Origin of the sequence: Hyphomicrobium sp. NDB2Meth4 (assembly GCF_900117445.1) — a bacterium.
GTDB lineage: Bacteria > Pseudomonadota > Alphaproteobacteria > Rhizobiales > Hyphomicrobiaceae > Hyphomicrobium_A.
The window spans coordinates 103,958-126,526 of the sequence record NZ_FPEJ01000001.1; the positions used below are offsets into that span (position 1 = coordinate 103,958).

Here is a 22,569-nt window from a genome sequence, read left to right on the forward strand (position 1 = left end):
ATATTGAGATCCTTCAATACTTTATGCGATAGCGCCAAGACAGGGAACGCTAAGCGTCCGGCCACGAAAGCCATTCCCGCGTCTCGCACGGAAAGGTTGGAAGTCGCTTATAGGCCAGGGCGTCCTCGCTGCGCAAACACGCTCGATAGATTTGGTGGCCTGAGCCCACCTTCAAGCAGGTGATAGCGGCTTAATTCGATGTCCCGGTGGGAAAGATTTACCTATCGCCAAGTCTATCGAAGACCACCAGCGTGGCTTGGTAATCATCGTTCGGCCCAGCCGGCAATGGCTCCCGCGCGACCTCTTCAAAGGCACTCCAGTCGAGGTCCGGAAAGCTCGCATCACCCGGCGGCGCCCCATGAACCTCCGTCTTGTAGATGCGATCAGCGATCGGCAGAGCTGCCTCGAACACCGCCGTCCCCCCAACCACGGCTATTTCGTCGACCCCGCGCGCCTTGGCACATTCGCGCGCCAGCGAAACCGCCGATTGGAAGTCGGCCGCCATCAGCGCGCCCTCGGGCCGATAATCGCCGTTGCTGGAAATGACGATATTGTCGCGGCCGTCGAGCGGCTTCTTCAGCGATTGGAACGTGCGGCGGCCCATGATCAGTGGCTTGCCCATGGTGAGCCGCCGGAATGTCTTGAGGTCTGACGAAATCCGCCACGGCAAACCGCCATCGCGGCCGATGATGCCGTTATCGGCCACCGCGACAACAATGGAAATCTTCATGTGCCCGGCCACCTACACCGCCACATCGGCTTTGATGTGCGGATGCGGATCGTAGCCGACGAGATTGAAGTCGCCGTACTTGAACTTGAAGATCGACGTCACCTGGGGATTGATCTCCATCCTCGGCAGTGCCCGCGGCTCTCGGCTGAGCTGCTCGTCCGCCTGCTCCAGGTGATTGAGGTAGAGGTGCGCATCGCCGAACGTGTGCACGAACTCACCGGCTTTGAGACCCGTTACCTGCGCCATCATCATCGTCAGCAGCGCGTAGGACGCAATGTTGAACGGCACGCCTAAGAAGATGTCCGCCGAGCGCTGATACAGCTGGCACGAGAGCCGCCCATCTGCCACGTAGAACTGGAACAGGCAGTGGCACGGTGCCAGCGCCATGTCCGGAATGTCGGCCGGATTCCACGCCGATACGATCATCCGCCGGCTGTCGGGATTGGTCTTCAGCGTCTCCACGATCTCAGTGATCTGATCGATCGTCTGCCCGTCCGGGCTCGCCCACGAGCGCCACTGCTTACCGTACACCGGGCCGAGGTCGCCATTTTCATCGGCCCACTCGTCCCAGATGCTGACGCCATTTTCCTTCAGGTACGCCGTATTGGTTTCGCCCGCGAGAAACCAGATCAGCTCGTGAATGACGCTCTTCAGATGCACCTTCTTGGTAGTCACCAGCGGAAATCCGTCGGCGAGGTCAAAGCGCATCTGATGCCCGAACACACTGAGTGTGCCGGTGCCGGTGCGATCGGTCTTGCGCACGCCTTCGTCACGAACGCGGCGCATCAGGTCGAGGTACTGCTGCATGACGTCTATATAGGCCGATTCCAGGTGCCGCAGGATCAACCAGCCGGCACGGGCAGCGTGACGGAATAAAGCACCAGGGCAACGACGGTATTATACACCGCGTGGCAGAAGATGGTCACCCAGGCGCTCCCCGTTCGCACCAGCAGCCATGAGAAATAAAGGCCGATCGCGAAGACCTCAATGAGCCCGAACATCGAGTAGCTATAGTGTAGGGCTGTCCACAAGGACGCCGTGAGCAGTGTCGTCCCGAGAATTCCGAGCCGCGATTTGGCCAGACCCGAGAACATAAAGCCGCGGAACAGCAACTCCTCGGACAGCGGCGCACCAATCCCGATCACGATCAATGCCGCAAGCGCCGTGTTGCCCGTCAGCATGTCCTTGAAAACTTTGAGATCATCGACGACAACGTCGGGCCGCCACCACATCAGGAAAGCGGTCCAGGCACCTGTCGCAATGAACATCGGCAGCGGTGCCCAGGCGAGCACGACCCACCCCTGCTGCGGCCGCCGCAACGCCAGCGTCTCCCAGCGGTTCGAAGCAAAAAAGCCTGCCGCTAAGATCGTCAGGACGATGACGCCGACCTGAAGTCCGAGCATCCATGCAACCACCACCTCCAAGGGCGTTGCTGTCGGCAGCGGACCTGTCGCGCCCGCGCTGAGCAAGGCACCGGCAACAATCGAGAACACGATGCCGACCGCAGCCGCCCCAGCAAAAATGGCTAGCGTTGCCGGAAGCACCGCCCACGCTGGCCAGCCCGTCCTGGGGACATACGCAGCCCTGGTCTCGAGCGGGCCCTCCTCGACAATTGGAACTGACAGCGTGCGGCTCCCGGTTACGTTGCACCCCCTGAAGGTGCGACTTCGCGTACATCCCGCCTATATCATGGCCGCGTCCTTGACGACCGGGCCATATTCCCACGCACTATCCTCGATAGTGCGTCTCCGGCAACATGCTTACCGCAGCCTTCCCGCATCCGTCACCGGACGCTCCGACATCCCGCGGAAGGGGCAGGCTTTTTTTCTGCCGCGTCTGCATCTATATTGAGCATGTCGGATTCGTCCGACTATGGCGATAAACGCGGTCGTAATAAGCCGATCGGACCCGGGGGCAGTACCCGGCGCCTCCACCAAATGCCGCCGACAGACGCAACGATCTGCATCTGACTGGCCGACGGACAGCTGCGGAGCAATCCGCGGCGGCATTTGATGGGGGCGAACTAGGATCGACGAAGGTGTAAAGGGCTTTGCTTTCGCTCGGCATGGTTCCGCCGTCATCGGGCCATTCAGAATAGTTGCCAATGACAACTATGCTGAGGCTGCTGTCGCTGCGTAACGCAGTGCCAAAAGCCTGAACTTGAAGCCCTTGCCCTTAGCCGGGTAAGGCGCGGTCCGGAGGGCACCGGGCAACAGAAGCCCTCCACTTTAGCTCGAGCCGCATTTCACGCGCGCTCGGGTGTGATCGGGGACCAATAGCGAGACCGATGCCGGCCGAGCCGACGATTGATTATGAGGCCTTAGCACAAGACGCCATGCGTGGCGTTGTGCGTGCGGTTCTCTCGCAGGCAGCCAAGTCGGGCTTGCCTGGCGATCACCATTTCTACATCTCCTTCGACACCGCCGCCTCCGGCGTGGTGCTCTCGAAGCGCTTGAAGGACAAGTATCCTTCAGAGATGACGATCGTGCTCCAGCACCGGTTCTGGGATCTCGCCGTCAGCGAGGACGAATTCGAGGTGAAGCTCACCTTCGATGGCATCCCCGAACGGCTCGTCGTTCCCTACACCGCCATTCGCGTCTTCTTCGATCCGTCCGTGCGCTACGGCATCCAATTTGAGGATCCGAACGCCGCACCCGAAGGCAGCGACAGCGTCAGCGATCGCCTCTCGTCTGGTCGCACGCCCGAACGCGCAACCGGCGGTCGCCCGAACCTGCGCTCGACTGCCCCCAAGAAACCGCGTGTCCCGCGCAAGGCAAAAGCCGACCAGTTGACGAACGCGCAGCAACCATCGCCGAACGTCGTCCCAGTGCAGCCTGCTGGCGCACCAACGCCGGTTCCCCCGACGCAACTGCGCCCCGCAACGGCACCCGCTGCAACAACGCCCTCCACCGAGGAAAAGACCGCAGCCGAGGCCGAGACTCCCGCCGAGAAGCCACGCCAGGACAACGGCGGCGCGCAAATCGTGCGCCTCGACGCCTTCCGCAAGAAATAGCTAATCGTTTCCGCCCCACCTGGACGTCGCACGCGTGTGCTTCCGCATCCGTGCCGCGCTCCCATGCGCATGGCCGCTCGTTAGCCCCCGATTGAGGGCAAGGAAACCGAAAACGGCCTTCGGACGTTTATGGACAGGTGACGATAACCGCCACCCATCTAACCGATCTGACGGGGCGCTCCGGAGCTTTCCATCCCAATACCTGCCAATTCCCAACCTTTGCGAAGCGGCAGCCGACTGCTGCCGGTCGGGGAATACAAGTCCCGCCCGGCGCCTGGAGGTTCCGATGACTGACGTAGAAAGCGTTTCACTTACGAACTGCGACCGCGAGCCGATTCACATCCCCGGCAGCATTCAACCGCACGGCTGTTTGATCGCGTGCGACGCCGATGCGAACGTGATCAAACGCCACTCCATCAATGCGGCGGAATATCTCGGCTTACGTGCGCAAGACCTCAATGGAAAAACCACCGCCGCGATTTTGGGTGAGGAGGCGGCGCACACGATCCGCAATGCTTTGGCCCAGTGGCGCCACCCTTCGCGGCCGGCGCTTCTCACATCCGTGAAGATCGGCTCTCGCCACTACGATGTGGCTGCCCACTTCGGGAAAACAAAGACCATTATCGAATTTGAGCGCTCCGATGCGGAGGAATCTTCGCGTCCGCTGCACCTGCCGCGCACACTGATTGCGCGTCTGAAAAGCATCGGTGCCTCCAAAGCCATGCTCGACCATGCGCCGCGATTGATTCAGGCGCTGCTCGACTACGACCGCGTCATGATTTACCGCTTCGCCCATGACGGATCCGGCCAAGTCGTGTCAGAAGCAAAGCGGTCGCATCTCGAAAGCTTTCTCGGCCAGCATTTCCCCGCGAGCGACATTCCTCGTCAAGCCCGCAAGCTTTATCTCGAGAACACCATCCGTCTCATCTCGGATGTGAATGCCGAGACTGTTCAAATCGATCCTGTGCTCAACGCCTCGGGCGAGCCGCTCGACCTCAGCTTCGCGCATCTGCGCAGCGTCTCTCCCATCCACTGCGAATACCTGCGCAATATGGGCGTCGCCGCATCAATGTCGATCTCGATCATTGTTGGCGGAGAACTTTGGGGGCTCCTTGCCTGCCATCACTATTCGCCACGCATCCTGGCAATGCCCGAGCGCATCGCGGCAGAGATGTTCGGTGACTACTTCTCGCTCAATCTTGAAGCGATGAATCAGCGCGAGCGGCTTGACGCTTCGCTCCGCGCCCGCCGCACGCTGGATGACATCTTGCTTGAGGTCTTCTATCGCGACGATGTGGGGACCTTTCTGCGCGAGCGCATCGAGACCTTCGCTGCGCTTCTACCCTGCGACGGTGTCGGCATTTGGCTCAACGGAGCCTGGGACTCATCCGGCAGCACCCCGCCGGAGTCGGCCGTGCCCGCGCTTGCCCGATTCATCGCTTCGGTGTCTGAAGGCCGCGTCTGGGCGACGCACGAACTCTCTGCACATCTGCCCGCCGCCGAAGCGTACGCCGCAGAAGCATCCGGCGTCCTGGCGGTGCCGCTATCGCAAATGCCGCGGGACTATCTATTCTTCTTCCGCAAGGAAGTGATTGAAACGATCCACTGGGCCGGCGACCCGAACAAGAGCTACGAAACCGGCCCACACGGCGATCGCCTCACCCCGCGCACCAGCTTCGCGCTCTGGAAGCAGACAGTAGAACGCCAATCGCTGCCTTGGCTCCCAACCGATCGCGACAGTGCCGAAGCCGCGCGCACCGCGCTGCTCGAAGTGTTGATGCGCCAGAACGAGGTCCTCGCAGCCGAGCGCCGACAGGCCGACGTCCGCCAGAAACTTCTGAACGACGAGCTCAATCACCGCGTCAAGAACATCTTGGCTCTCATCAAATCGCTGATCACCCAATCGGTCGGTGATGGCCGAGAGCTCGAGGATTACATCGCTTCTCTCAAGGGTCGCATCATGGCCCTTGCGTTCGCGCACGATCAGGTTGTCCGCAGCGATGGCGGCGGCGACTTACGCGGACTGCTGGATGCCGAACTCAGTCCTTACCGGAATGGCACGCGCACGGTGACGCTTGAAGGTCCCGGCATAACTCTCGCCGCGCGCGCATACTCTGTCATGGCGCTCGTCCTCCACGAAATGGCGACGAACGCCGCAAAATACGGAGCGCTTTCCGCACAGGCAGGCAAATTGGAAGTCCGTTGGTCCCTGAATGAAGCCAACGACTGCACACTGCTCTGGAGTGAATCAGCAGGCCCCGTCGTTTCCCAACCGAAGCAACGCGGTTTCGGCACCGTGCTGGTTGACCGCAGCCTTCCTTACGACCTCGGCGGCCAAAGCGAACTGGAATTCGATCCAGCGGGGGTACGCGCCCGCTTTCTCATACCAGGGACGTTCGTAAAACGACGTGACGACAAAGCAATGAGTTCTCATAGCACCAGCCCCACCGCCAATGCCCCCACGCCCTTGGACGGTTTGAAGCTGCTTCTCGTCGAAGACCAGCTCATCATCGCCCTCGAAGTCGAGACGGTTCTGGCCGAAAACGGCGCCAACACTGTGCTGACAGCTGCGACCGCTGCAGAAGCCCTGCGCATTTTGGCGACGGAACAGCCCGACGTTGCCGTACTCGACGTCAACCTTGGCATGAGCACATCGATTCCGGTTGCACACGAGCTCGTCCGCCGTGGCATCCCGTTTGTCTTTGCGACCGGGTATGGCGACTCCACGCAAATCCCGCCCGAGCTGAAAGGCCAAATCGTCGTGCGCAAGCCCTACGATTCAGCCACGCTCATGGATGCGCTGTCGAAACTGCGGGCAGGTTAATCTGCCAACTGAACACTGCGCGACAAAAAAAGTTCTCGAAAGGCCACGTAACGAAATAGCGACACGCCTATTTCCGGGGCTTCGCGCAAGCTGCACCAAATTTGACGCGCATTTCGGCGTGTAACGAGCGCAAATGGCATCGCGTAACCAGTAGCGTAACCATCAACACGCTACAGGAGACAACGCCATGAGCAAATCAATCACCGCCGCCATTTGCATTGCCATCGCTACCGCAGTCGCCGGTCCCGCTTTCGCCGCTGGTGCTGACGAAGGTTCCCTCTCCAACAAAGTAATGCGCGATGCTCCCGGCACCATGGGCGGCCATACCGCCAACCCGACCGCAGTCCCCGACACCGGTAGCGCCACTCAGAAAGCCATGAACGATCTCCCTGGTACGCACGGTGGCTCCACATCAAACCCGAACGCTGTGCCCAAGAGCGGCTCCGTCACGCAGAAGGCGATGGAGGATCATCCGGGCACGCACTGAACATCCAGCACTGAAACAGCGGCCCCGGCGCGCCACATGCGGCCGCCGGCGGCCCGCTCGCTCAAACGTGCAAAGCGCGAAATGTTACGCGCCGAACGAAAAATATTCTCGCGTAACTACGCGCGACCCCACGCCGTAATCCTCCTCGGACGGGAAAAACATCAGGAGTTACCGATGCAGAAGATTCTTCTCACCGCATGCGCGCTCGCACTCTCGATTTCTCTGGCCCAGGCCGCCGAGCCGATGGGCAAAGATGGCGGCGCCATGGGCGACACACATATGGATTCCATGGCGCCAAAAGGCGGCACCGACTCCATGATGAGCGATGACAAGATGATGCATGACGACAAGATGGGTGCCCACGACGGCATGAAAGCCGACGACAAGATGATGCACGATGACAAGATGGGCGGCGACAAGATGATGGGCGACGAGAAGAAGTAATTCGAGCGCCTCACCGGATAGCAATTGGCGGCGCGCTTAGCCAAAATCATCTGGCGCGCCGCCAATTTTTTTCTCAGCCTCGATCACCCTTACGATGACCGTAGCAGCGCCGCATCGATTGGCTGCTTTCGCACCCGAACGCCCGTCGCCGCATAGACGGCATTGAGCACCGCGGGCGCTAGCGCCGACGTCCCCGGCTCGCCGATACCGCCTGGCGCCTCGCTGCTCTTCACCACCTCGACCTCGATCTTCGGCGCTTCGTCGATACGCAACACCCGGTAGCTGTCGAAATTCGACTGTTGCACTCGCCCATCCTTCAGCGTGATCTCCCCCCACAACGTCGCGCTGATGCCGAAAACGATGCCGCTCTGGATTTGTGCCTCGACCGTGTTGGGGTTGACGACTTGCCCGCAGTCCACCACCGCGAAGACGCGATCGACGTGCACCTCGCCATTATCCCAGACGGTCACCTCCGCGACTTCCGCAACGTATGAGCCGAAGGCGCTGAGCAGCGCGACGCCCCGACCCTTGCGCGGCCCCATAGGCGTCCCCCAGTTCGACATCGCCGCCACACGGTCGAGCACGTAGCGCGCACGCGGGCTCTTTCCCGTGAGTTCGCGACGAAACTCGACCGGGTCTTTCTTCGCCGCGGCCGCCAGCTCGTCGATGAAGCTCTCGACGACATAGGCGTTGCGGGTCGGACCCACTCCGCGCCAGAACGCTGTCGGAATCCCCGGTGGCTCCTCGCGCACGTAATCGACGAGCAAATTGGGGATGTCGTAGGGAAGCTCCGTCGCCCCGTCGACCGCATCTATATCGACGCCGCCCTTGAACGACTCTGGGAAGAACCGCGCCATGATCGACGATCCGGTGATGCGATGCTTCCACGCAACGAGCTTGCCCTCACCATCGAGACCCGCAGTGATCCGGTCGTAGTAATACGGCCGGTACATATCGTGCTGGATATCCTCCTCGCGGCTCCAGATCACCTTTACCGGATCGCTCGACTGCTTGGCGATGCGTGCCGCCAGCACGATGAAGTCGAACTCGAGCCGCCGGCCGAACCCACCGCCCAGAAGGCTGTTGTGGATGCTGACCTTATCGCGATCGATGCCCAGAACTTCCGACACGGCAAGCTGCGCACTGCTGGGTATCTGCGTGCCGACCCAGATATCGCAGCTATCCGGCTTCACGTGCACGGTGCAGTTCACCGGTTCCATCGTGGCGTGCGCGAGAAACGGGTTCTCATAAACACTGTTGAGCTTCACCGCCGCCGCGCCGAGCGCAGCAGCGGCATTGCCTTCCTTCTTGGCTACGACGCCGTCTCTCTTCGACGCCTTCGCCAAAGCCGCGACGATGTCGGCGGTGTCGAGCTTGGCGTTCGGACCGTCGTCGAACTTCGGTGCAGCCGCCTCCAGTCCCTTCTTCGCAGCCCAATAGTGATCCGCGATTACGGCCACGGCCTCATCGAGCTTGGCGACCTGTCGCACACCGGGCACGGCAAACGCTGCCGCCTCGTTCACCGAGGCAAGCTTGCCGCCGAACACAGGACTGATCGCAATGGCTGCGATCTTCATGCCGGGTACCTGTGCGTCGATCCCGAACTTGGCGGACCCGTTCACCTTCTCAGGCCCATCGAGCCGCTTCACCGGCGTCCCGATGATGCGGAATTGGCTGGGGTCCTTCAGCGTGACCTTGCTCGGCACCGACAGCTTGGCGGCGTCATCGACGAGAGCCCCGTAACTGATCCTCTGACCACTCTTGGCATGGATGACATGGCCATTTGCGGTCGTCAGTTCGACCACGCCGACGGCTAGTTTCGCCGCCGCCGCATCCAGCAGCATCAGTCGTGCCGCCGCCCCAGCCTCGCGCATCGGCTTGTAGAAGCCGCGGATCGCCGTCGACCCGCCCGTGATCTGCGCGCCGCCTATCGCCGGGTTGCCGTAGAGCTTGTCGCTCGGCGGCGAGTGCTCGAAGCCAACCGCACTCATATCGACGTCGAGTTCCTCGGCCACCAGCATCGGCAGCGAAGTATACGTGCCCTGGCCCATCTCGATCGACGGAGAGATCACCGTCACTTTGCCGTCTCGGCCTATGCGGATGAACGCGTTCGGCGCAAACTCGGCCACCGGCATACTACCCGGCTCTGCATCTGCGGTGTCGCCCCACCCGATCAGCAACCCGCCGCCTATGGCCGCGCCCGCCTGAAGAAACCGGCGACGGGAGAGTTCGCCAGCCCCGCCAGCCGATGACTTCGCATTGAGCATGACCGGCCTCACTTGCCTGCGGCGGCCTTGGCCGCCTCTTTGACAGCCTCGCGGATGCGGACATAGGTGCCGCAGCGGCAGATGTTGCCCGACATACCCTGGTCGATATCGGTATCGCTCGGCTCAGGTGTCGCTGCGATCAGCGCCGCCGCCGTCATGATCTGACCCGATTGGCAATAGCCGCACTGAACCACTTCCAGGTTCAGCCACGCCTGCTGCACCGCCTTGCCAGCCTTCGTCGCGCCAACACCTTCGATCGTCGTGACTTCGCGGTCGGCAACATCGGAGACTTGCGTCAGACATGACCGGATCGGCTCACCGTCCAGGTGCACCGTGCACGCCCCACACTGACCAATTCCACACCCGAACTTGGTACCCGTCATGCCAAGAACATCGCGGATCACCCATAACAACGGGGTGTCGTCTTCGATGGGCACGGAAACCTTCGCCCCGTTGACGCTGAAATTGACCATGCTGGCTTGCTCCCTTTCCGCAGGGTCTGGCTGCCTAGGAATATAGACAGTCATCAAACGAAGACCACCAGGCTTTGGCAACGGCCGCTCGCCGTCGACGCGAGTGGAAGCGGAAAGCCGCACTGGCACCCGCCCATTGCCCCGGCTTTAGCTAAAATGCAGCAGCGTCAGCCGCTCTAGTTTCTGACCCGGTCGTAACGCAACACGACAGCCCCGGTGTCGAGCCGCATGCTGTCGATGAGCTTCAGATCCATCTCCGGCATCCCCGGTTCGAAGAGGCGCTTGCCCCCGCCAAAGATGCTGGGCGTGACCATGAACCGATACTCGTCGATGACGTCGGCGCGCATCAAGCTGTTGGCGATGCCGGCGCCCCCGAAGCAGAAGACGTCACCATCGACCTCACGCTTCAGCCGAGCCATCTCGCCGGCCACGTTGTCGGCGACCACCTTCCCATTCCAGCCCGGATCCCCGGTGAGTGTGGTCGAGAGCACTGTCTTTGGCAGACTGTTCATCGTGCCGGCATACGAGATCGAGGCTGCAACGCTGGTGGGGTCCGTTTCGGCCGCGCTCCAAAACGACTTGTTGAACAGGAAGTTCTTCCGCCCGTAGACGAGGTGCTTGGCGCGGGCCAGTGCGTGCCCCGACCAGTGCTTTTCCAAGTCCCCTGACCAGGTTGGTCCGGCGAACCCCGACACCTTCTCGATATAGCCATCGAGACTGATGAACATCGACAGCACCAGCTTACCCATGAAACCCTCTCGCCCTCAGATTGCATGGTTCAATCTGAGGGACGCTTGATCGCCGCACAAGCCCGGCTCCGGCCGGCGCCGCCAGGCCGGAGCAACCACATAAAAAGAGAGCGAGACGTGTGGGTGCACACGCCTCGCCTCAATTGCAGCGCTAATCCGGAGGGGTCGCTAGACTGGGCGGTTCTCGTTCCGGTTCTTGACCGGCTCCATCCGCTCGACGCCCTGCTCGAAGCTGATCGGCTCGTACGAGGTGCTTAGCCCCATCACCGCGTCGAGCACGTAGTCCAGCTTTCCGGCTGAATCGAGCTTCTTGATATCGTTCTTCTCGATCCCCATCAGCTCCAGCACCTCTTTCCACACCGTCGATTCATCACACGGCAGGACCTCAAAGGTGATGCCCTTGATGGTCACCTTGTACTTGGCCAGGAGGTCGATGTTGTTGCAGAAGACGATGTAAGTGCCGCTGGGCTCCAGCAGGTCCCCCACCACGTTGATGAGATCCCCCAGGTAAGCAAACGAGTGCAGGTAGCCGACCAGCACCGGGATTGTCGGCTTTCCTTCCTCGACCACCGTCAGCACCTGCTCCATCGAGTAGTCCGGCGGCCGCTTCTCGTCAGCGACCTGGGTTTGGAACTTCAGCGCGATTTCACCGCGGAACCCATAGCGGCCGGGCTTCGTTGTTGGCCCTTTGAAAACTGCATTCAGAAGGCGTCCCTCCTGAGCCAGCCGGTTGAGGGCAGTATTCTCGATCGTCGTCATCCAGATCTCCGAACGTCGGGTTTGCGACAAACACGGTTTCGCGGTGGTGCGGTGCAAAAACCTTGCCGACCTGTTTTTGGCCCCCGACATGGGTCAGTCGAAGCCTGAGCCCGCCGACCCGCGCCGCCCAGTTGAGCCTCGACACCGCGCGCATCAGAACGCATCCGGCGCAAGCGACCGATCGAACGTTCGCGCCTGCCAAGTTGCGCGAACTCATCAGCGCACAGCCCGTGCGGATGCGACGGCCGCATGCAAGCATCCTTCAGCAGCACGCAGCCATTCGTTCGAAGGCGCACCGGAAGCGCTTCCGCAAGCAACGCGACACGCAAGCCGCTGCAAGCATTCATCATGCATCAGTGCCAAACGCAGCAGATCGCGACACCTGACTCACCTTGCACACAAGCGCGCTGCGCGGTGATTGTTTGATCGCACTCATCGCGCACCGTAACGATGTGCAAACTCATCTTTCACATCGCGACGTTCGTAAGCATCGACGGCGAAGAGATTCCTCGCTACAACATCTCCTCCCGCGATTGAGATGCCCATGCCCGAAGCTGGACGCCCACCGCAAACGCACTACGCCGCAACGCCGCGACGCCGTCGCAGCAGTTTCCGGCGACATCGAACTTGTTGTCGTGCGCTGAAGTGGTGCTGCCAGTCCGGTGCCGCCCGCTACCGGCGCTCCGATGTGGCGGAGGCGCAAAGTCTCAGCCGGCTGCACTTCTCCCAATCGAATGGTTACCCGATGCTTGCCGCAAGCCGCTTGCGCGCGCCGTCCGAGCGGGTCCGTTCAACTGCAAAGCGCTGCCAGACATTGCGCCGTCAGCTCAATCGCCGCTGCTCACGCCCATGCATGAGCTCTGGATGGCATCTGCTCCCGCAGAACGCGTCCCACAGCCTTTGCGCCTCGTTCAGGCCGCGTTCTCAGAGAAAAACTGCGCCAGCAGCTGCCCAACCTGCTCTGGCTGCTCCTCACAAACGAAGTGCCCGCCGGCAACTTCGTGACCGCAGACGTTTTCGGCCCACGCGGACCAAGTCTTGAGCGGCTCCGAACGGGCAACGCCGAACTCCGCGCTCCAGATCGCCAGTAAGGGCACAGAGATCTTCGCGACACCGCGATCCTCTTCGTCGAGCCCACGGTCGACCCTCCAGCCGGCCCGATAGTCCTCGCACGAGGCGTGGATCGTGGCAGGATCCGCAAAACATGCGACATAGTCGGCCATGTTTTCCCGCGCGAACGAAAACCCCCGGCCGGCCCAGCTCTGCATCGTCGTCCGCAGATAGAACTCTGCATTCCCGCCAATGAGCTGCTCTGGCAACGGATGCGGTCGGGCAAGAAAGTACCAATGGTACATCGCCATCGCCCCCTCAGCGGTCATCCGCGCCCAGACGTCGGCGGTAGGGATGATGTCGAGAACCGCTATCGCCGAAACCGCCCGAGGATGATCCAGTGCCAGGCGATACGCCACACGCCCACCGCGATCGTGCCCGGCGACCGCGAAGCGGTCGAACCCCAGCGCAGCCATAGTCGCCAGCTGGTCCTTGGCCATGGTGCGTTTCGCGTAGACGGTCTCTCCCCCATCCCCCGCGGGCTTGTCTGAGCGGCCATAGCCGCGCAGATCAGGAACGACCACCGTGAAGCGCTGCGCCAGCGCCGGAGCGATAGCCCGCCACATCACCCGCGTCTGCGGATACCCATGCAGCAGCAGCAGCGGCGGCCCCGAGCCCCCGACGAGGGCATCGATCATCACGCCATCGCCCGGCAGACGTTGGCGCCAGAACCCCGCGATCAGCCCCTCGGGAAGCTCAGTCGGCATGCAGCCCGGTCCGCACCATCGTCGATACGTCGGTATACATGCCCAGGATCGGCGACAGCACCCTGTGCATCACGTTCTTCGACACCAGCGTATCGTGCAGCGCCAGGTAGTCGATGCCCGTCGTCAGGAAGCACTGCACCGCATCGCGCGGCGTCTCGACAATGGGCTCGCCCTTCACGTTGAACGAGGTGTTAAGCAACACCGGAACGCCCGTCCGCGCCTCGAAAGCCTCCAGCAGCCGATAAAGCCGCTCATTGCTCTCTCGCCGCACCGTCTGCACCCGCGCCGTGCCGTCGACATGCACGATTGCCGGGATGCGATCGCGCCACTCCGGCTTGACGTGTTTGGCCACCAGCATGAACGGAGATTCTTCCTCGCCCTCGAATATCTCCGCAGCGCGCTCCGCGAGCACGATGGGCGCGAACGGGCGGAACGCCTGCCGGTGCTTCACGCGCTTGTTAAGGATGTCCTTCATCTCCGCCGTGCGCGGGTCGGCGATGATGCTGCGGTTGCCGAGCGCGCGTGGACCGAACTCCGACCGCCCCTGGAACCAGCCGAACACTTTACCCTCAGACAACAGCCGCGCCGTGTCGGCGAAGATGTCCTCGCTCTTCTCCACCTGCGTCTCGAGCCGCGCCAGCCCGGTGGTCAGAGCCCCCTCGATGTCCTTTTCCTCATACGACTTGCCGAAGTTCGCATGTGTGATGACGTATGAGCGCTTGTTGCCCTGCAGATGCAGGTAGCCGTAGTACGCGCAGCCGATGGCGATCCCGTCATCGCCCGCCGCCGGCTGTATCCAGACATTCTCGAACCCGGATTCGCGCACCAGTCGTCCGTTAGCGACGCAGTTGAGCCCGACACCGCCCGCGATGCACAGGTTCTTGGCGCCCGTCGTCTCGCGCAGCCACCGCGCCCGCTCCAGCAGCACCGTCTCCGTGTCGTGCTGCACCCGCCAGGCGAGGTCTTCCCAGTTGGACCGGTTGCGGCTCTTCTCCCAGTCGACGTCGATGTCCGGTAACCACAGCTTGTTGAATGCCGCGGTCCACTGCGGCACGTCGAGGTTGCCGTTCTCGATGCTCAGCAGCGGCTGCACCCTGTCCGGCCTGCCGTACGGCGCCAGCCCCATCACCTCGCCGCACTTGTTCCAGTCGCCGAAAACATAGCTCGACACCCGGCTATAGAGAGCACCGAGCCCCGGCATGAAGAAAAACTCGTCGCTGAGAAAACCGCGCGTCGGCTGCAGCCACACCTTCTTCAGCGTCGTCAGCTCCGAGCCCTTGAAGCTGTAGTAGCTCTCCGATTCACGCGCCAAAGGCTCTACGCCCTCGGTCATTTGACCGGGCTCGTGGATATCGCAGGCGTAATTGCCGACCCCGTCGACGATCATCACCACGCCCTCATCGAACGGCGAGGCGGCAAACGCGCTGTAGGCGTGCGCGACGTGGTGCGAGACCGTGACGACCTTGTCCGACTTGGCGCGGTAGAGCGGGCTACTCCCCACTAGCCGTCGCTCGCTGGTCGCGAGGAACTCGGGAACGTCCTCGTACGTCAGACGCTCTTCCATGTCTTCGACGGGAAGCACGTAGCAGTTGCGCACGACGAGATCGACATCACCCAGCTTTATGCCTTCTGCTTCAAGGCAATAGTCGACCACCTCCTGATAGAAGCCGGTCGCATGCTTCTCGCGTGTGATGCGCTCTTTCGAGATCGCGTAGGCAATCTCGCCGTCCCGCAACAGGCAGGCGCTGACATCATGATCGTAGGCATTGATTCCGAGAACGTACGCGTGTTTCTTCGACATCGACTTCTCGTTCCCCTGGGCTCGGTTGAATCAAATTATCCGCAGTCCAACCACTGTCACCGACATTGAGCTGGATTTTCGGCACGTCTCGCTTGGCAGCGCCAGCAAAAAGCGCAATACTGCCGCACTCTCTAGTCTACATATCGGGGTGCCTTCCGAAATTGGTCGGGTGGCGTCTTGCATTCTTGCTGAAGACCGCTGTTGCGGTGAAAGGCCGGAGGCATTCGAATGGCAGATAACCTCGTTACGACAACAAAAAAAGTCGGATACGGACTGCGCACGCTGGGACAGGGCGTGCGTCGTGGTGTTGTTGCTGTCAGCGCCGCCGTCGCGATGATTGTGATCTACGGCATCGGCTCGGTCGGTAGTTATGGGCTCAGCCTCGCGGGCATCTCCGCGCTCTCGCTGGCCACGACCTCAACCCCGGCAAGCGCCCGTCGGCGTCGCCGCAGAGGTCCAGCAGTCTGGTATGGCCGCCGGCGCAGACGGCGGCGGTTCCGTCGGCGTCGCCGCGGCGGCGTCTACTTCTACTTCGGTTAAGCGATGGGTGACCCTCTTCAAAGGGGTCACCTTTTCTCTGTAGGGGGCGCTACAGCGATAGCTTTCCTCCGCTTCACGCCCGGCCTATATTCCGGCCATGCAAGAACCCACCATAGATCGCGCCGCGATGGGCCGCCTCGCCAAAGCGCTCAGCTTCATTTGCGGCCCCCAGCACCCCACCACCATCGCCCTGCAGACCGCCTCCGACAGCGGCGCCGAGCGAGACATCAAGGCAGCTCGCGCAGCCTTTCTAAAGCTGAAGCCTTCCGATCGAAATTCAGCCCTTGCCATGCTGCGCGACGTCGACTGACTCCCGCCAAATCCACCCAACTGCCTGCTGCCCTCACGGCCTGAGAAGTGCTATGGCGACGGCAATCTCCCACATTCGATATCTGGACTTTGCCGATGACAGCCAAGCAGACCCGCACCGAGACAGACACCTTCGGCCCCGTCGAGGTCGAATCCGACAAGTATTGGGGTGCCCAGGCCCAGCGCTCGCTCGGCAACTTCAAGATCGGCTGGGAGAAGCAGCCGCTGCCCATCATCCGAGCGCTCGGCATCATCAAGCGCGCCGCCGCCGAGACCAACATGGCGCTCGGCCGCCTCGATCCGAAAATCGGCGACACCATCGTCAAAGCCGCGCAGGAAGTGATGGAGGGCAAGCTCGACAGCCACTTCCCGCTCGCAGTCTGGCAGACGGGCTCCGGCACCCAGTCGAACATGAACGCCAACGAGGTGATCTCCAACCGCGCCATTGAAATGCTGGGCGGCGAGATGGGCTCCAAGAAGCCCGTTCATCCCAACGACCACGTCAACATGAGCCAGTCGTCGAACGACACATATCCCACGGCCATGCACATCGCCTGCGCCGAGGAGATCGTCCATCGGCTGTTGCCCGCGCTGCAAAAGCTGCGCAACGCGCTCAACGACAAGGCGCAAGCCTGGAAGCACATCATCAAGATCGGCCGCACCCATACGCAGGATGCAACCCCGCTAACACTCGGCCAGGAGTTCTCAGGCTATACCAGCCAGGTTGAGAACGGCATCAAGCGCATCGAGCAGACGCTGCCCTCGCTGATGGAATTGGCCCAGGGCGGAACCGCCGTTGGCACTGGCCTCAACGCACCCAAGGGCTTCGCCGAAAAGATTGCCGAGCGCATCGCCGCCATCACGCAGCTTCCGTTCACTTCAGCGCCGAACAAGTTCGAAGCGCTCGCCGCTCACGACGCCATGGTGATGACGCACGGCGCCATCAATACCCTCGCGGCCGGCCTGTTCAAGATCGCCAACGACATCCGCTTTCTGGGTTCGGGCCCGCGCTCCGGTCTCGGTGAGCTGGCGCTGCCCGAGAATGAGCCCGGCTCCTCGATCATGCCGGGTAAGGTCAACCCGACCCAGTGCGAGGCCATGACCCAGGTGTGCGTGCAGATCTTCGGCAACAACGCCGCCATCACGTTTGCCGACAGCCAGGGCCACTTCGAGCTCAACGTCTACAACCCCGTAATGGCTTACAACTTCCTGCAGTCGGTGCGCCTGATGGCGGACGCCGCTGTCTCCTTCACTGACAATTGCGTTGTCGGCATCGAGCCACGCGTAGACAACATCAAGGCTGGCCTCGAGCGCTCGCTCATGCTCGTCACCGCGCTCGCGCCCAAGATCGGCTACGACGCTGCCGCCAAGATCGCCAAGACCGCACACAAGAACGGCACCACGTTGCGCGATGAAGCAGTCGGCGGCGGTTACGTCACCGACAAGGAGTTCGACGAGATCGTCGACCCTAGCAAGATGATCGGCCCCGACTGAGCCGCGCGACCGGCTTTCTTTGGATCTTGAGGCCCATGACCGCTGAAATCGTCAATCTGCGGCGAGCACGCAAAGCCAAACTGCGGCGTGAAGCGGAGGTGCGCGCCGACGAGAACCGCGCCAAGTTTGGCCGGTCAAAGCAAGAGCGCGAGGCAACCCGCGCTGAAACCGAGTTGAATGCCCGCCGGCTCGAAGCCATGCGCCGCGAGTCTGACGACCCGGAGACCTGACATGACCACCGGCGTCGAGGCTCCGTCACTTCAACAGATGGCGCGTCCGTCGAAGCGCTCGTTCACCATCGGCGGCCACCGCACTTCCATTTCCATGGAAGCCCCGTTCTGGGATGCGTTGCAGCAGGTGGCCACCTTGGAAAACACCTCTCTCGCCGGCCTCGTCGCCACCATCGACAAGGCCCGCGGCGAAGCCGGGCTCTCAAGCGCCGTGCGCGTCTGGATCCTAGACTATTTTCGCCAGCGCGCGTTGCCGCCGCCCGTGTGATCCCGCTGCGCTGATCAGTTTGTATTCATTAGGTTGCGCAGCACCTGCTCGTTCGGGCGCACCTGCCGCTGCGGCTGTACGCGCCGCGGACGATACGCAGGAACCGGTTCAGCAGCAGGCGGAATGCTGCCGGCCTCTGTCGGCGCACCGAGCGCCGGGTTCGCCGCCTGCGCAGCACCGAACGTCTGCCCTTCCTGCCCTGGAGCAGGAGGCACCGAAAGGCCCGCAGCACTCGCACTGCTCGGCGGGATCGCCGGTGTCACGGACCCGCTGCTCTGCTGCGACGTCGGATCGGTCGGAGCCGCTGCCGCTGGCGGATCCGACGGCATCAGGCCGCCTTCGGCCGGAGTGGGTCCCGGAGGCGCCGGTATGCTCTCGTCGGACTCGAGCGCTTTTCTGCGCTCTTCATCGCGCTGCGCACGCTCTGCATCCGCCTTGTGCAGGCGCTCGAGCTGATCAGCATCGAGTTCCATCTTGCGGATCGCCAGCTCGCGCTCGAGCGGCTCGACCGTGATGCGCTGATCGAGCGTCCATAGGTTGGCAAGCGCACCCGTGTAGACGACACCGACGCTAGGCAGTGCGCCATGGCGTGGCTTCTCCGCCTGCGCCACGTCCGGCCCGCGCGGCTCGACCACCCAGGCGCTGTCCACCACCAGCGAAGCAAGATCGACCGTCGTCTCGACCTTTGTCTTTCCCGCGTCGGATTCCAGTGTGACCAGCGCGAGCTTGGCCGCACCGTCCGCAATGTCGATGGACACCGTACGCGGGCCGATTTTCACTTTGTTGGCGTCGATCTGGCTGCGCAGCGCGGTCGCGAGCGCCTCGCCACTGCCGCCAGCATCGCCGCTCAGCACCGCTTCGGAAGTTGTCACGACCGCCAACGGCGTCGGCGCCGCCACGGCAATATCTCCAAGTTGCAGCTCACCCTTGCCGCTTACCACCGAAACGAGCGCGCCAGGCGTCGAGGCATGTCCCGAGAACTCCAGCGCCAGCGACGCCTTCTGATCCTTCACGCTGTCTGCCGCCTGGCCCGGCTGCACCGCGCGCACCTGCATATCGCTCATGCGCACGTTTGCCTTGAGGCTCGCGCCGCCCGGCGCCCGATCGAGCGCGACGTTGGCCGCCATGTCCCCGCCCAGCACTTTGCCGGCAAGGTTGTTGATCGCGATCTTGCCCGGTGCCAGTTCAACCTCAGCCTTGGCTTTGGCAACGGCCATTTTCTCCGTCAGCACCAGACTGCCGAAGGTGACGTTGAGCTTGCCTTCAATGCCGTCGAGGGCTCCGAAGTCGAAGGCATGCTCGGGCCAGATCGTTTTGCCCGTCGCCAGCGGCTCGGCGCCGGGCGCATCGGCCACCTGCTGGCGATCGAGCACGAAGGCCAGCAATCCCGGAATAGTCGCTTGATCGACGTCGATCGCACCAGTGACGATCGCCGAGCCCTCGCTCGGATAAGAAAGCGCAACCGCGCCCGATACCTTGCTGCCGCCGAGTGTCAGCCGTTCTGGATGCAGCTCGAAGGTATGATCGCTCGAGACGACGCGCATCGAGCCATTGACCGCAATCTGCTCCAACGAAGTGCCGCCACCGAGGCCGGCAACCTCCATCACGTCGGCCAGACCATTCGCCGCAACACGCAGTTCTCCGTCGAGACCACGCTGACCATCTGCCGGCAATGTCACGCGCCCATCGTAGCCCAGGAACAGGTTGGGCGCCTTCACCGATGCCGTCGCCGTCATACCGCTGAGGCCGGTGCCAACAGCCTTGAAGAACATCTCGCCCGCGATCGGAGTGACTTTGGAGCGTACGATGGACGGACGCCCGCTCATCGCTTCCCATGCTGCTCCGACATCCGCACTGTTGACGGTCGCGGTGATATCGGCCGGGGCCGCCCGCCATCCGTCGAGACCGCCATCGAGAAGCGCGCTCATCACCAGCCGGCCACCGCTCTGCACGCTGCCATCGATGGAAACATCTGCTGACTGCGGCAGGCGCCTGCCAAGCTCGACGGAGCCGGCAAGACGCAATGGCGTTAGCGCGGAAAGCGCGTCTGCCTGACGGCGCGTTTGATCGTCAAGATCGAACAGCGCAACGAGCGTGGCGAACGCCTCCTTACTCGGCGCAGCGATGGTCCAGTGCAGCGACCCGCGTGGATCCTTCATCGTTTCCGCGACGCTACCGTCGATCTCCACGTTGAGATCATTGTCGGACGCGAAAGCCGCGCGCCGCACATCGAGACGACCGCCATTGATGCCGATGTCCATGTCGACGTCGCGCAACCGGTCCTTGCCCGCCAGCAGGGACCCAGCGCGCAGCCGCAGCTGCACGTCGGTCGCAGCCGGATCCAGCCAGGCGAATTTCGGCTTTTCAGGCGCAGCGTCTGCCTCGCCGCCCGCTAGCACGCGCTTCAGCCCCGCGATCCCGGCAGGCCACAACTCCTCAGCGTCCATCTCGACGCCTTCGAGAGCCAGCTCGAAACGCGGTCTCTCTTTCTTGCTGTAATGCACCGCGCCTGTCATGGCGCGCCCGCCGATCTCGGCGCCCGCATCGGTCAGGTCGATGGCGTTCTCGCTCATGGCGAAATCGCCCTGCAATGAAAATGGCCCCTCGTTACGCACCACCTCGGCGACGGCCTTGTCCTTCACCGCCCAGTTCAGAAAGCGGGCCAGACTTGTCCCGTACAGCGTCAGGTCCCCCCTGAACGCTTGGCCCTTTGCACCCGCCGCATCGACCGCGCCGTCCAGCGCGATACGCGCGCCGCCAGGCATGCCCGCGCGCAGGTTGCTGACCCCTAGCACGCCACCGTTGCGCATCACTTCGAGTTTGATGTCGCTTACCGCCTCGCCACCGAGCGTTGCCTGATCCAGGTCGAAGGCAACGCGGCTATCCGCGTTCTTCGGCAGCGCTTCCATCATCGCGAGGATGAAGTTGCGCGCAGTCTCGAACGGCGCACCGGCCGCGGACGGTTTCGCCACCCGATCGAGGTCGAGCCACCGCGACGAGAGCCCCATGTCGATCTTCAAAGCATCAGTCCACGTCGCCGTCGCCGACCCTGCAATGAGCTGCGGCTGACCGATGTGCTCGAACGAAAGCGCAATATCATCGACGCGCAGACCTTCGGAGTTGCCGTCGATCCGCGCCTTGAAATCGACGAGCGGGGCCTCCGCCTTGGCACCCGGAACAGCAGGCGCCGAAGTCAGCGCCGCTTCATCCGCAGGCAGTGTCAGCTTGGCCGTAATCTCACCGTCGACCCGCGGCTTGCCCTTGGCATCCTGCAGGCGCCCATCGATCGCATAAAGATTGGCGCCCGCGCCCGTGCCACGGACCGTCGCCTTGAACCGGATGCTCCCGTCCGCATCAGCAGCGCCGGTTGCGATGCGAACGTCGCGCGCACCATCATCCCAGACGGCGACGCCCTTGAACGAAAACGGCCCTTCGATCGATTCGGCCTTCAGCTCGCCATTGAGGCCGCCGACCTCGGCAAATCCGATGCCCTTGGGTCCATGCAGGGCAATAGTGCCATCGTTGATCTTCACCGATTGCAGCGTGACACCCGCCGGAACGAACGGCAGCGACCCGGGCGCGATCGAAAAGCTGCTCCAGTTGCCCTCGCCATTGGCATCGACCGCAAGCCGCACGAACGGCTTCTCGAGAACGATTTCATTCGCTTCGATCACGCCCTTGAGCAGTGGCGGCGCCGACAGGCGCATGGTGAAGCTTTCGGCGCGGAAAAACGGCTCACCCGTCGAACCGGTCGGATCGGCAATGCGCAGCTTCTCGAAGCTGACGTAGGGCGAAGGCAGGAAGCGCACGTTGACGTCCCCGCCGACGCGGACCTCGCGCCCCAGGATGCGAGTTGCCTCTTCCTCGAACACGCCCCGATAGCCATTCCAATCGACGAAATAAGGAACGGCGAACAGCGCGGCGAGGGCGAGCGAGATCAGCCCCGCAATATAAAGAAGCCCGTTGCTCATCTAACCTTTCAGGCACCGAATCGGTATTCGGCCCTCTCTCAAAGCAGCGTGGAGCATACCGCTCCACAGTCCACCGGTCGGTCCCCAACAAGCCAGCAGGGCACGCGCGAGCAAATTGCGCCCGCCGCACCCCCCAGGTTTGCGCGCACTCTAACTTATTCGCGCTCGTCAGTCTTGATCGCGATCGGAGCACAATCACACGTCAGCGCAACAGAAAAATGGCGCATCGCCAAGCCTGGAAAGCGCCTCTTACCGCCCAAACATTGGGCGCAAAGCCCCGTTATGGCGGCTGTGTCCGCTGGCCCCCATATCTGATGTGGGTTGCCCGACCGCGGGCGTTGCCCGCAGAGGCCGGGTGCTATAGTCCGAAACCATGGTGCACACGAGAAAACA

The 22,569-nt window shown here is 62.5% G+C and carries 19 protein-coding genes and 1 other RNA gene; 10 read left to right on the plus strand and 10 right to left on the minus strand.

From position 1 onward, the window contains the following. Nucleotides 1-217 precede the first annotated feature (217 nt). Genes NDB2M4_RS00465 through NDB2M4_RS00475 form a run of 3 tightly spaced genes read right to left on the minus strand, consistent with a single transcriptional unit; the run spans nucleotide 218 to nucleotide 2,274 of the window. Nucleotides 218-730, minus strand: a complete 513-nt coding sequence (locus NDB2M4_RS00465) for a dihydrofolate reductase (protein ID WP_139247033.1) — start codon at nucleotides 728-730, stop codon at nucleotides 218-220. Nucleotides 731-742: 12 nt separating this feature from the next. Further along, nucleotides 743-1,537 (minus strand): thymidylate synthase, encoded by a 795-nt coding sequence (locus NDB2M4_RS00470; protein ID WP_072371515.1) that lies wholly within the window; start codon nucleotides 1,535-1,537, stop codon nucleotides 743-745. A 35-nt stretch (nucleotides 1,538-1,572) separates the two neighbouring features. Next, a complete protein-coding gene (locus tag NDB2M4_RS00475) occupies nucleotides 1,573-2,274 on the minus strand; it encodes a CPBP family intramembrane glutamic endopeptidase (RefSeq protein ID WP_072369041.1) in 702 nt (233 codons plus the stop codon). A gap of 272 nt (nucleotides 2,275-2,546) precedes the next feature. Between NDB2M4_RS00475 and ssrA the strand changes: the two genes are divergently transcribed. The 5 genes from ssrA to NDB2M4_RS00500 all read left to right on the plus strand — a co-directional run bounded on the left by ssrA (nucleotide 2,547) and on the right by NDB2M4_RS00500 (nucleotide 7,498). Next, nucleotides 2,547-2,958, plus strand: a transfer-messenger RNA (tmRNA) gene (ssrA, locus tag NDB2M4_RS00480). A gap of 59 nt (nucleotides 2,959-3,017) precedes the next feature. After that, the gene (locus NDB2M4_RS00485) at nucleotides 3,018-3,743 is read left to right on the plus strand and encodes an SspB family protein (protein ID WP_072369042.1); all 726 of its coding nucleotides are present in this window, start codon (nucleotides 3,018-3,020) and stop codon (nucleotides 3,741-3,743) included. 286 nt (nucleotides 3,744-4,029) lie between these two features. Continuing rightward, nucleotides 4,030-6,567: an HWE histidine kinase domain-containing protein gene (locus tag NDB2M4_RS00490; protein WP_072369043.1), complete on the plus strand. Its 2,538-nt coding sequence runs from the start codon at nucleotides 4,030-4,032 to the stop codon at nucleotides 6,565-6,567. A gap of 187 nt (nucleotides 6,568-6,754) precedes the next feature. Beyond that, a complete protein-coding gene (locus NDB2M4_RS00495) occupies nucleotides 6,755-7,054 on the plus strand; it encodes a hypothetical protein (protein ID WP_072369044.1) in 300 nt (99 codons plus the stop codon). A 174-nt stretch (nucleotides 7,055-7,228) separates the two neighbouring features. After that, the gene (locus tag NDB2M4_RS00500) at nucleotides 7,229-7,498 is read left to right on the plus strand and encodes a hypothetical protein (RefSeq protein WP_072369045.1); all 270 of its coding nucleotides are present in this window, start codon (nucleotides 7,229-7,231) and stop codon (nucleotides 7,496-7,498) included. An 89-nt stretch (nucleotides 7,499-7,587) separates the two neighbouring features. Here the strand turns inward: NDB2M4_RS00500 and NDB2M4_RS00505 are convergent, their stop codons facing one another. The 6 genes from NDB2M4_RS00505 to NDB2M4_RS00535 all read right to left on the minus strand — a co-directional run bounded on the left by NDB2M4_RS00505 (nucleotide 7,588) and on the right by NDB2M4_RS00535 (nucleotide 15,364). Continuing rightward, complete coding sequence (locus NDB2M4_RS00505) at nucleotides 7,588-9,765, minus strand: xanthine dehydrogenase family protein molybdopterin-binding subunit (RefSeq protein WP_072369046.1); 2,178 nt, start codon at nucleotides 9,763-9,765, stop codon at nucleotides 7,588-7,590. 8 nt (nucleotides 9,766-9,773) lie between these two features. Further along, on the minus strand, nucleotides 9,774-10,238 hold the full coding sequence (locus tag NDB2M4_RS00510; RefSeq protein WP_072369047.1) for a (2Fe-2S)-binding protein: 465 nt from the start codon (nucleotides 10,236-10,238) through the stop codon (nucleotides 9,774-9,776). A gap of 176 nt (nucleotides 10,239-10,414) precedes the next feature. Continuing rightward, nucleotides 10,415-10,987: a dihydrofolate reductase family protein gene (locus NDB2M4_RS00515; RefSeq protein WP_072369048.1), complete on the minus strand. Its 573-nt coding sequence runs from the start codon at nucleotides 10,985-10,987 to the stop codon at nucleotides 10,415-10,417. 168 nt (nucleotides 10,988-11,155) lie between these two features. Next, nucleotides 11,156-11,746 (minus strand): hypothetical protein, encoded by a 591-nt coding sequence (locus NDB2M4_RS00520; RefSeq protein WP_072369049.1) that lies wholly within the window; start codon nucleotides 11,744-11,746, stop codon nucleotides 11,156-11,158. Nucleotides 11,747-12,657: 911 nt separating this feature from the next. Next, nucleotides 12,658-13,563 carry an alpha/beta fold hydrolase gene (locus NDB2M4_RS00530; RefSeq protein ID WP_072369051.1) on the minus strand — a complete coding sequence of 302 codons (906 nt, stop codon included), beginning with the start codon at nucleotides 13,561-13,563 and terminating at the stop codon, nucleotides 12,658-12,660. Next, complete coding sequence (locus NDB2M4_RS00535) at nucleotides 13,553-15,364, minus strand: carbamoyltransferase family protein (protein WP_072369052.1); 1,812 nt, start codon at nucleotides 15,362-15,364, stop codon at nucleotides 13,553-13,555. Before NDB2M4_RS00535 ends, NDB2M4_RS00530 begins: the two co-directional genes overlap by 11 nt. Nucleotides 15,365-15,592: 228 nt before the next feature. On the opposite strand from NDB2M4_RS00535, the gene NDB2M4_RS00540 reads away from it, so the two are divergent. The 5 genes from NDB2M4_RS00540 (at nucleotide 15,593) to NDB2M4_RS00560 (ending at nucleotide 18,205) form a co-directional block, all read left to right on the plus strand. Further along, complete coding sequence (locus tag NDB2M4_RS00540) at nucleotides 15,593-15,904, plus strand: hypothetical protein (RefSeq protein WP_072369053.1); 312 nt, start codon at nucleotides 15,593-15,595, stop codon at nucleotides 15,902-15,904. Between the two features lie 97 nt (nucleotides 15,905-16,001). Next, on the plus strand, nucleotides 16,002-16,214 hold the full coding sequence (locus tag NDB2M4_RS00545; protein ID WP_072369054.1) for a hypothetical protein: 213 nt from the start codon (nucleotides 16,002-16,004) through the stop codon (nucleotides 16,212-16,214). Between the two features lie 95 nt (nucleotides 16,215-16,309). Then, nucleotides 16,310-17,707 (plus strand): class II fumarate hydratase, encoded by a 1,398-nt coding sequence (gene fumC / locus NDB2M4_RS00550; protein WP_072369055.1) that lies wholly within the window; start codon nucleotides 16,310-16,312, stop codon nucleotides 17,705-17,707. A 35-nt stretch (nucleotides 17,708-17,742) separates the two neighbouring features. Further along, nucleotides 17,743-17,937: a DUF4169 family protein gene (locus tag NDB2M4_RS00555; protein WP_072369056.1), complete on the plus strand. Its 195-nt coding sequence runs from the start codon at nucleotides 17,743-17,745 to the stop codon at nucleotides 17,935-17,937. 1 nt (nucleotide 17,938) lies between these two features. Further along, complete coding sequence (locus tag NDB2M4_RS00560; protein WP_083555559.1) at nucleotides 17,939-18,205, plus strand: ribbon-helix-helix domain-containing protein; 267 nt, start codon at nucleotides 17,939-17,941, stop codon at nucleotides 18,203-18,205. Nucleotides 18,206-18,219: 14 nt separating this feature from the next. Here NDB2M4_RS00560 and NDB2M4_RS00565 read toward each other — a convergent pair whose 3' ends face one another. After that, on the minus strand, nucleotides 18,220-22,176 hold the full coding sequence (locus tag NDB2M4_RS00565; protein WP_072369057.1) for an AsmA family protein: 3,957 nt from the start codon (nucleotides 22,174-22,176) through the stop codon (nucleotides 18,220-18,222). Between the last annotated feature and the right edge of the window lie 393 nt (nucleotides 22,177-22,569).

Bases quoted from the DNA above. Each gene is read 5' to 3' on its own strand.
- NDB2M4_RS00560 (WP_083555559.1), top strand. From the start codon at position 17,939: ATGACCACCGGCGTCGAGGCTCCGTCACTTCAACAGATGGCGCGTCCG.
- fumC (WP_072369055.1), top strand. From the start codon at position 16,310: ATGACAGCCAAGCAGACCCGCACCGAGACAGACACCTTCGGCCCCGTC.
- NDB2M4_RS00500 (WP_072369045.1), top strand. From the start codon at position 7,229: ATGCAGAAGATTCTTCTCACCGCATGCGCGCTCGCACTCTCGATTTCT.
- NDB2M4_RS00530 (WP_072369051.1), bottom strand. From the start codon at position 13,563: ATGCCGACTGAGCTTCCCGAGGGGCTGATCGCGGGGTTCTGGCGCCAA.
- NDB2M4_RS00515 (WP_072369048.1), bottom strand. From the start codon at position 10,987: ATGGGTAAGCTGGTGCTGTCGATGTTCATCAGTCTCGATGGCTATATC.
- NDB2M4_RS00485 (WP_072369042.1), top strand. From the start codon at position 3,018: ATGCCGGCCGAGCCGACGATTGATTATGAGGCCTTAGCACAAGACGCC.
- NDB2M4_RS00505 (WP_072369046.1), bottom strand. From the start codon at position 9,765: ATGCTCAATGCGAAGTCATCGGCTGGCGGGGCTGGCGAACTCTCCCGT.
- NDB2M4_RS00545 (WP_072369054.1), top strand. From the start codon at position 16,002: ATGCAAGAACCCACCATAGATCGCGCCGCGATGGGCCGCCTCGCCAAA.
- NDB2M4_RS00565 (WP_072369057.1), bottom strand. From the start codon at position 22,176: ATGAGCAACGGGCTTCTTTATATTGCGGGGCTGATCTCGCTCGCCCTC.
- NDB2M4_RS00535 (WP_072369052.1), bottom strand. From the start codon at position 15,364: ATGTCGAAGAAACACGCGTACGTTCTCGGAATCAATGCCTACGATCAT.
- NDB2M4_RS00510 (WP_072369047.1), bottom strand. From the start codon at position 10,238: ATGGTCAATTTCAGCGTCAACGGGGCGAAGGTTTCCGTGCCCATCGAA.
- NDB2M4_RS00490 (WP_072369043.1), top strand. From the start codon at position 4,030: ATGACTGACGTAGAAAGCGTTTCACTTACGAACTGCGACCGCGAGCCG.
- NDB2M4_RS00520 (WP_072369049.1), bottom strand. From the start codon at position 11,746: ATGACGACGATCGAGAATACTGCCCTCAACCGGCTGGCTCAGGAGGGA.
- NDB2M4_RS00465 (WP_139247033.1), bottom strand. From the start codon at position 730: ATGAAGATTTCCATTGTTGTCGCGGTGGCCGATAACGGCATCATCGGC.
- NDB2M4_RS00540 (WP_072369053.1), top strand. From the start codon at position 15,593: ATGGCAGATAACCTCGTTACGACAACAAAAAAAGTCGGATACGGACTG.
- NDB2M4_RS00555 (WP_072369056.1), top strand. From the start codon at position 17,743: ATGACCGCTGAAATCGTCAATCTGCGGCGAGCACGCAAAGCCAAACTG.
- NDB2M4_RS00495 (WP_072369044.1), top strand. From the start codon at position 6,755: ATGAGCAAATCAATCACCGCCGCCATTTGCATTGCCATCGCTACCGCA.
- NDB2M4_RS00470 (WP_072371515.1), bottom strand. From the start codon at position 1,537: ATGCAGCAGTACCTCGACCTGATGCGCCGCGTTCGTGACGAAGGCGTG.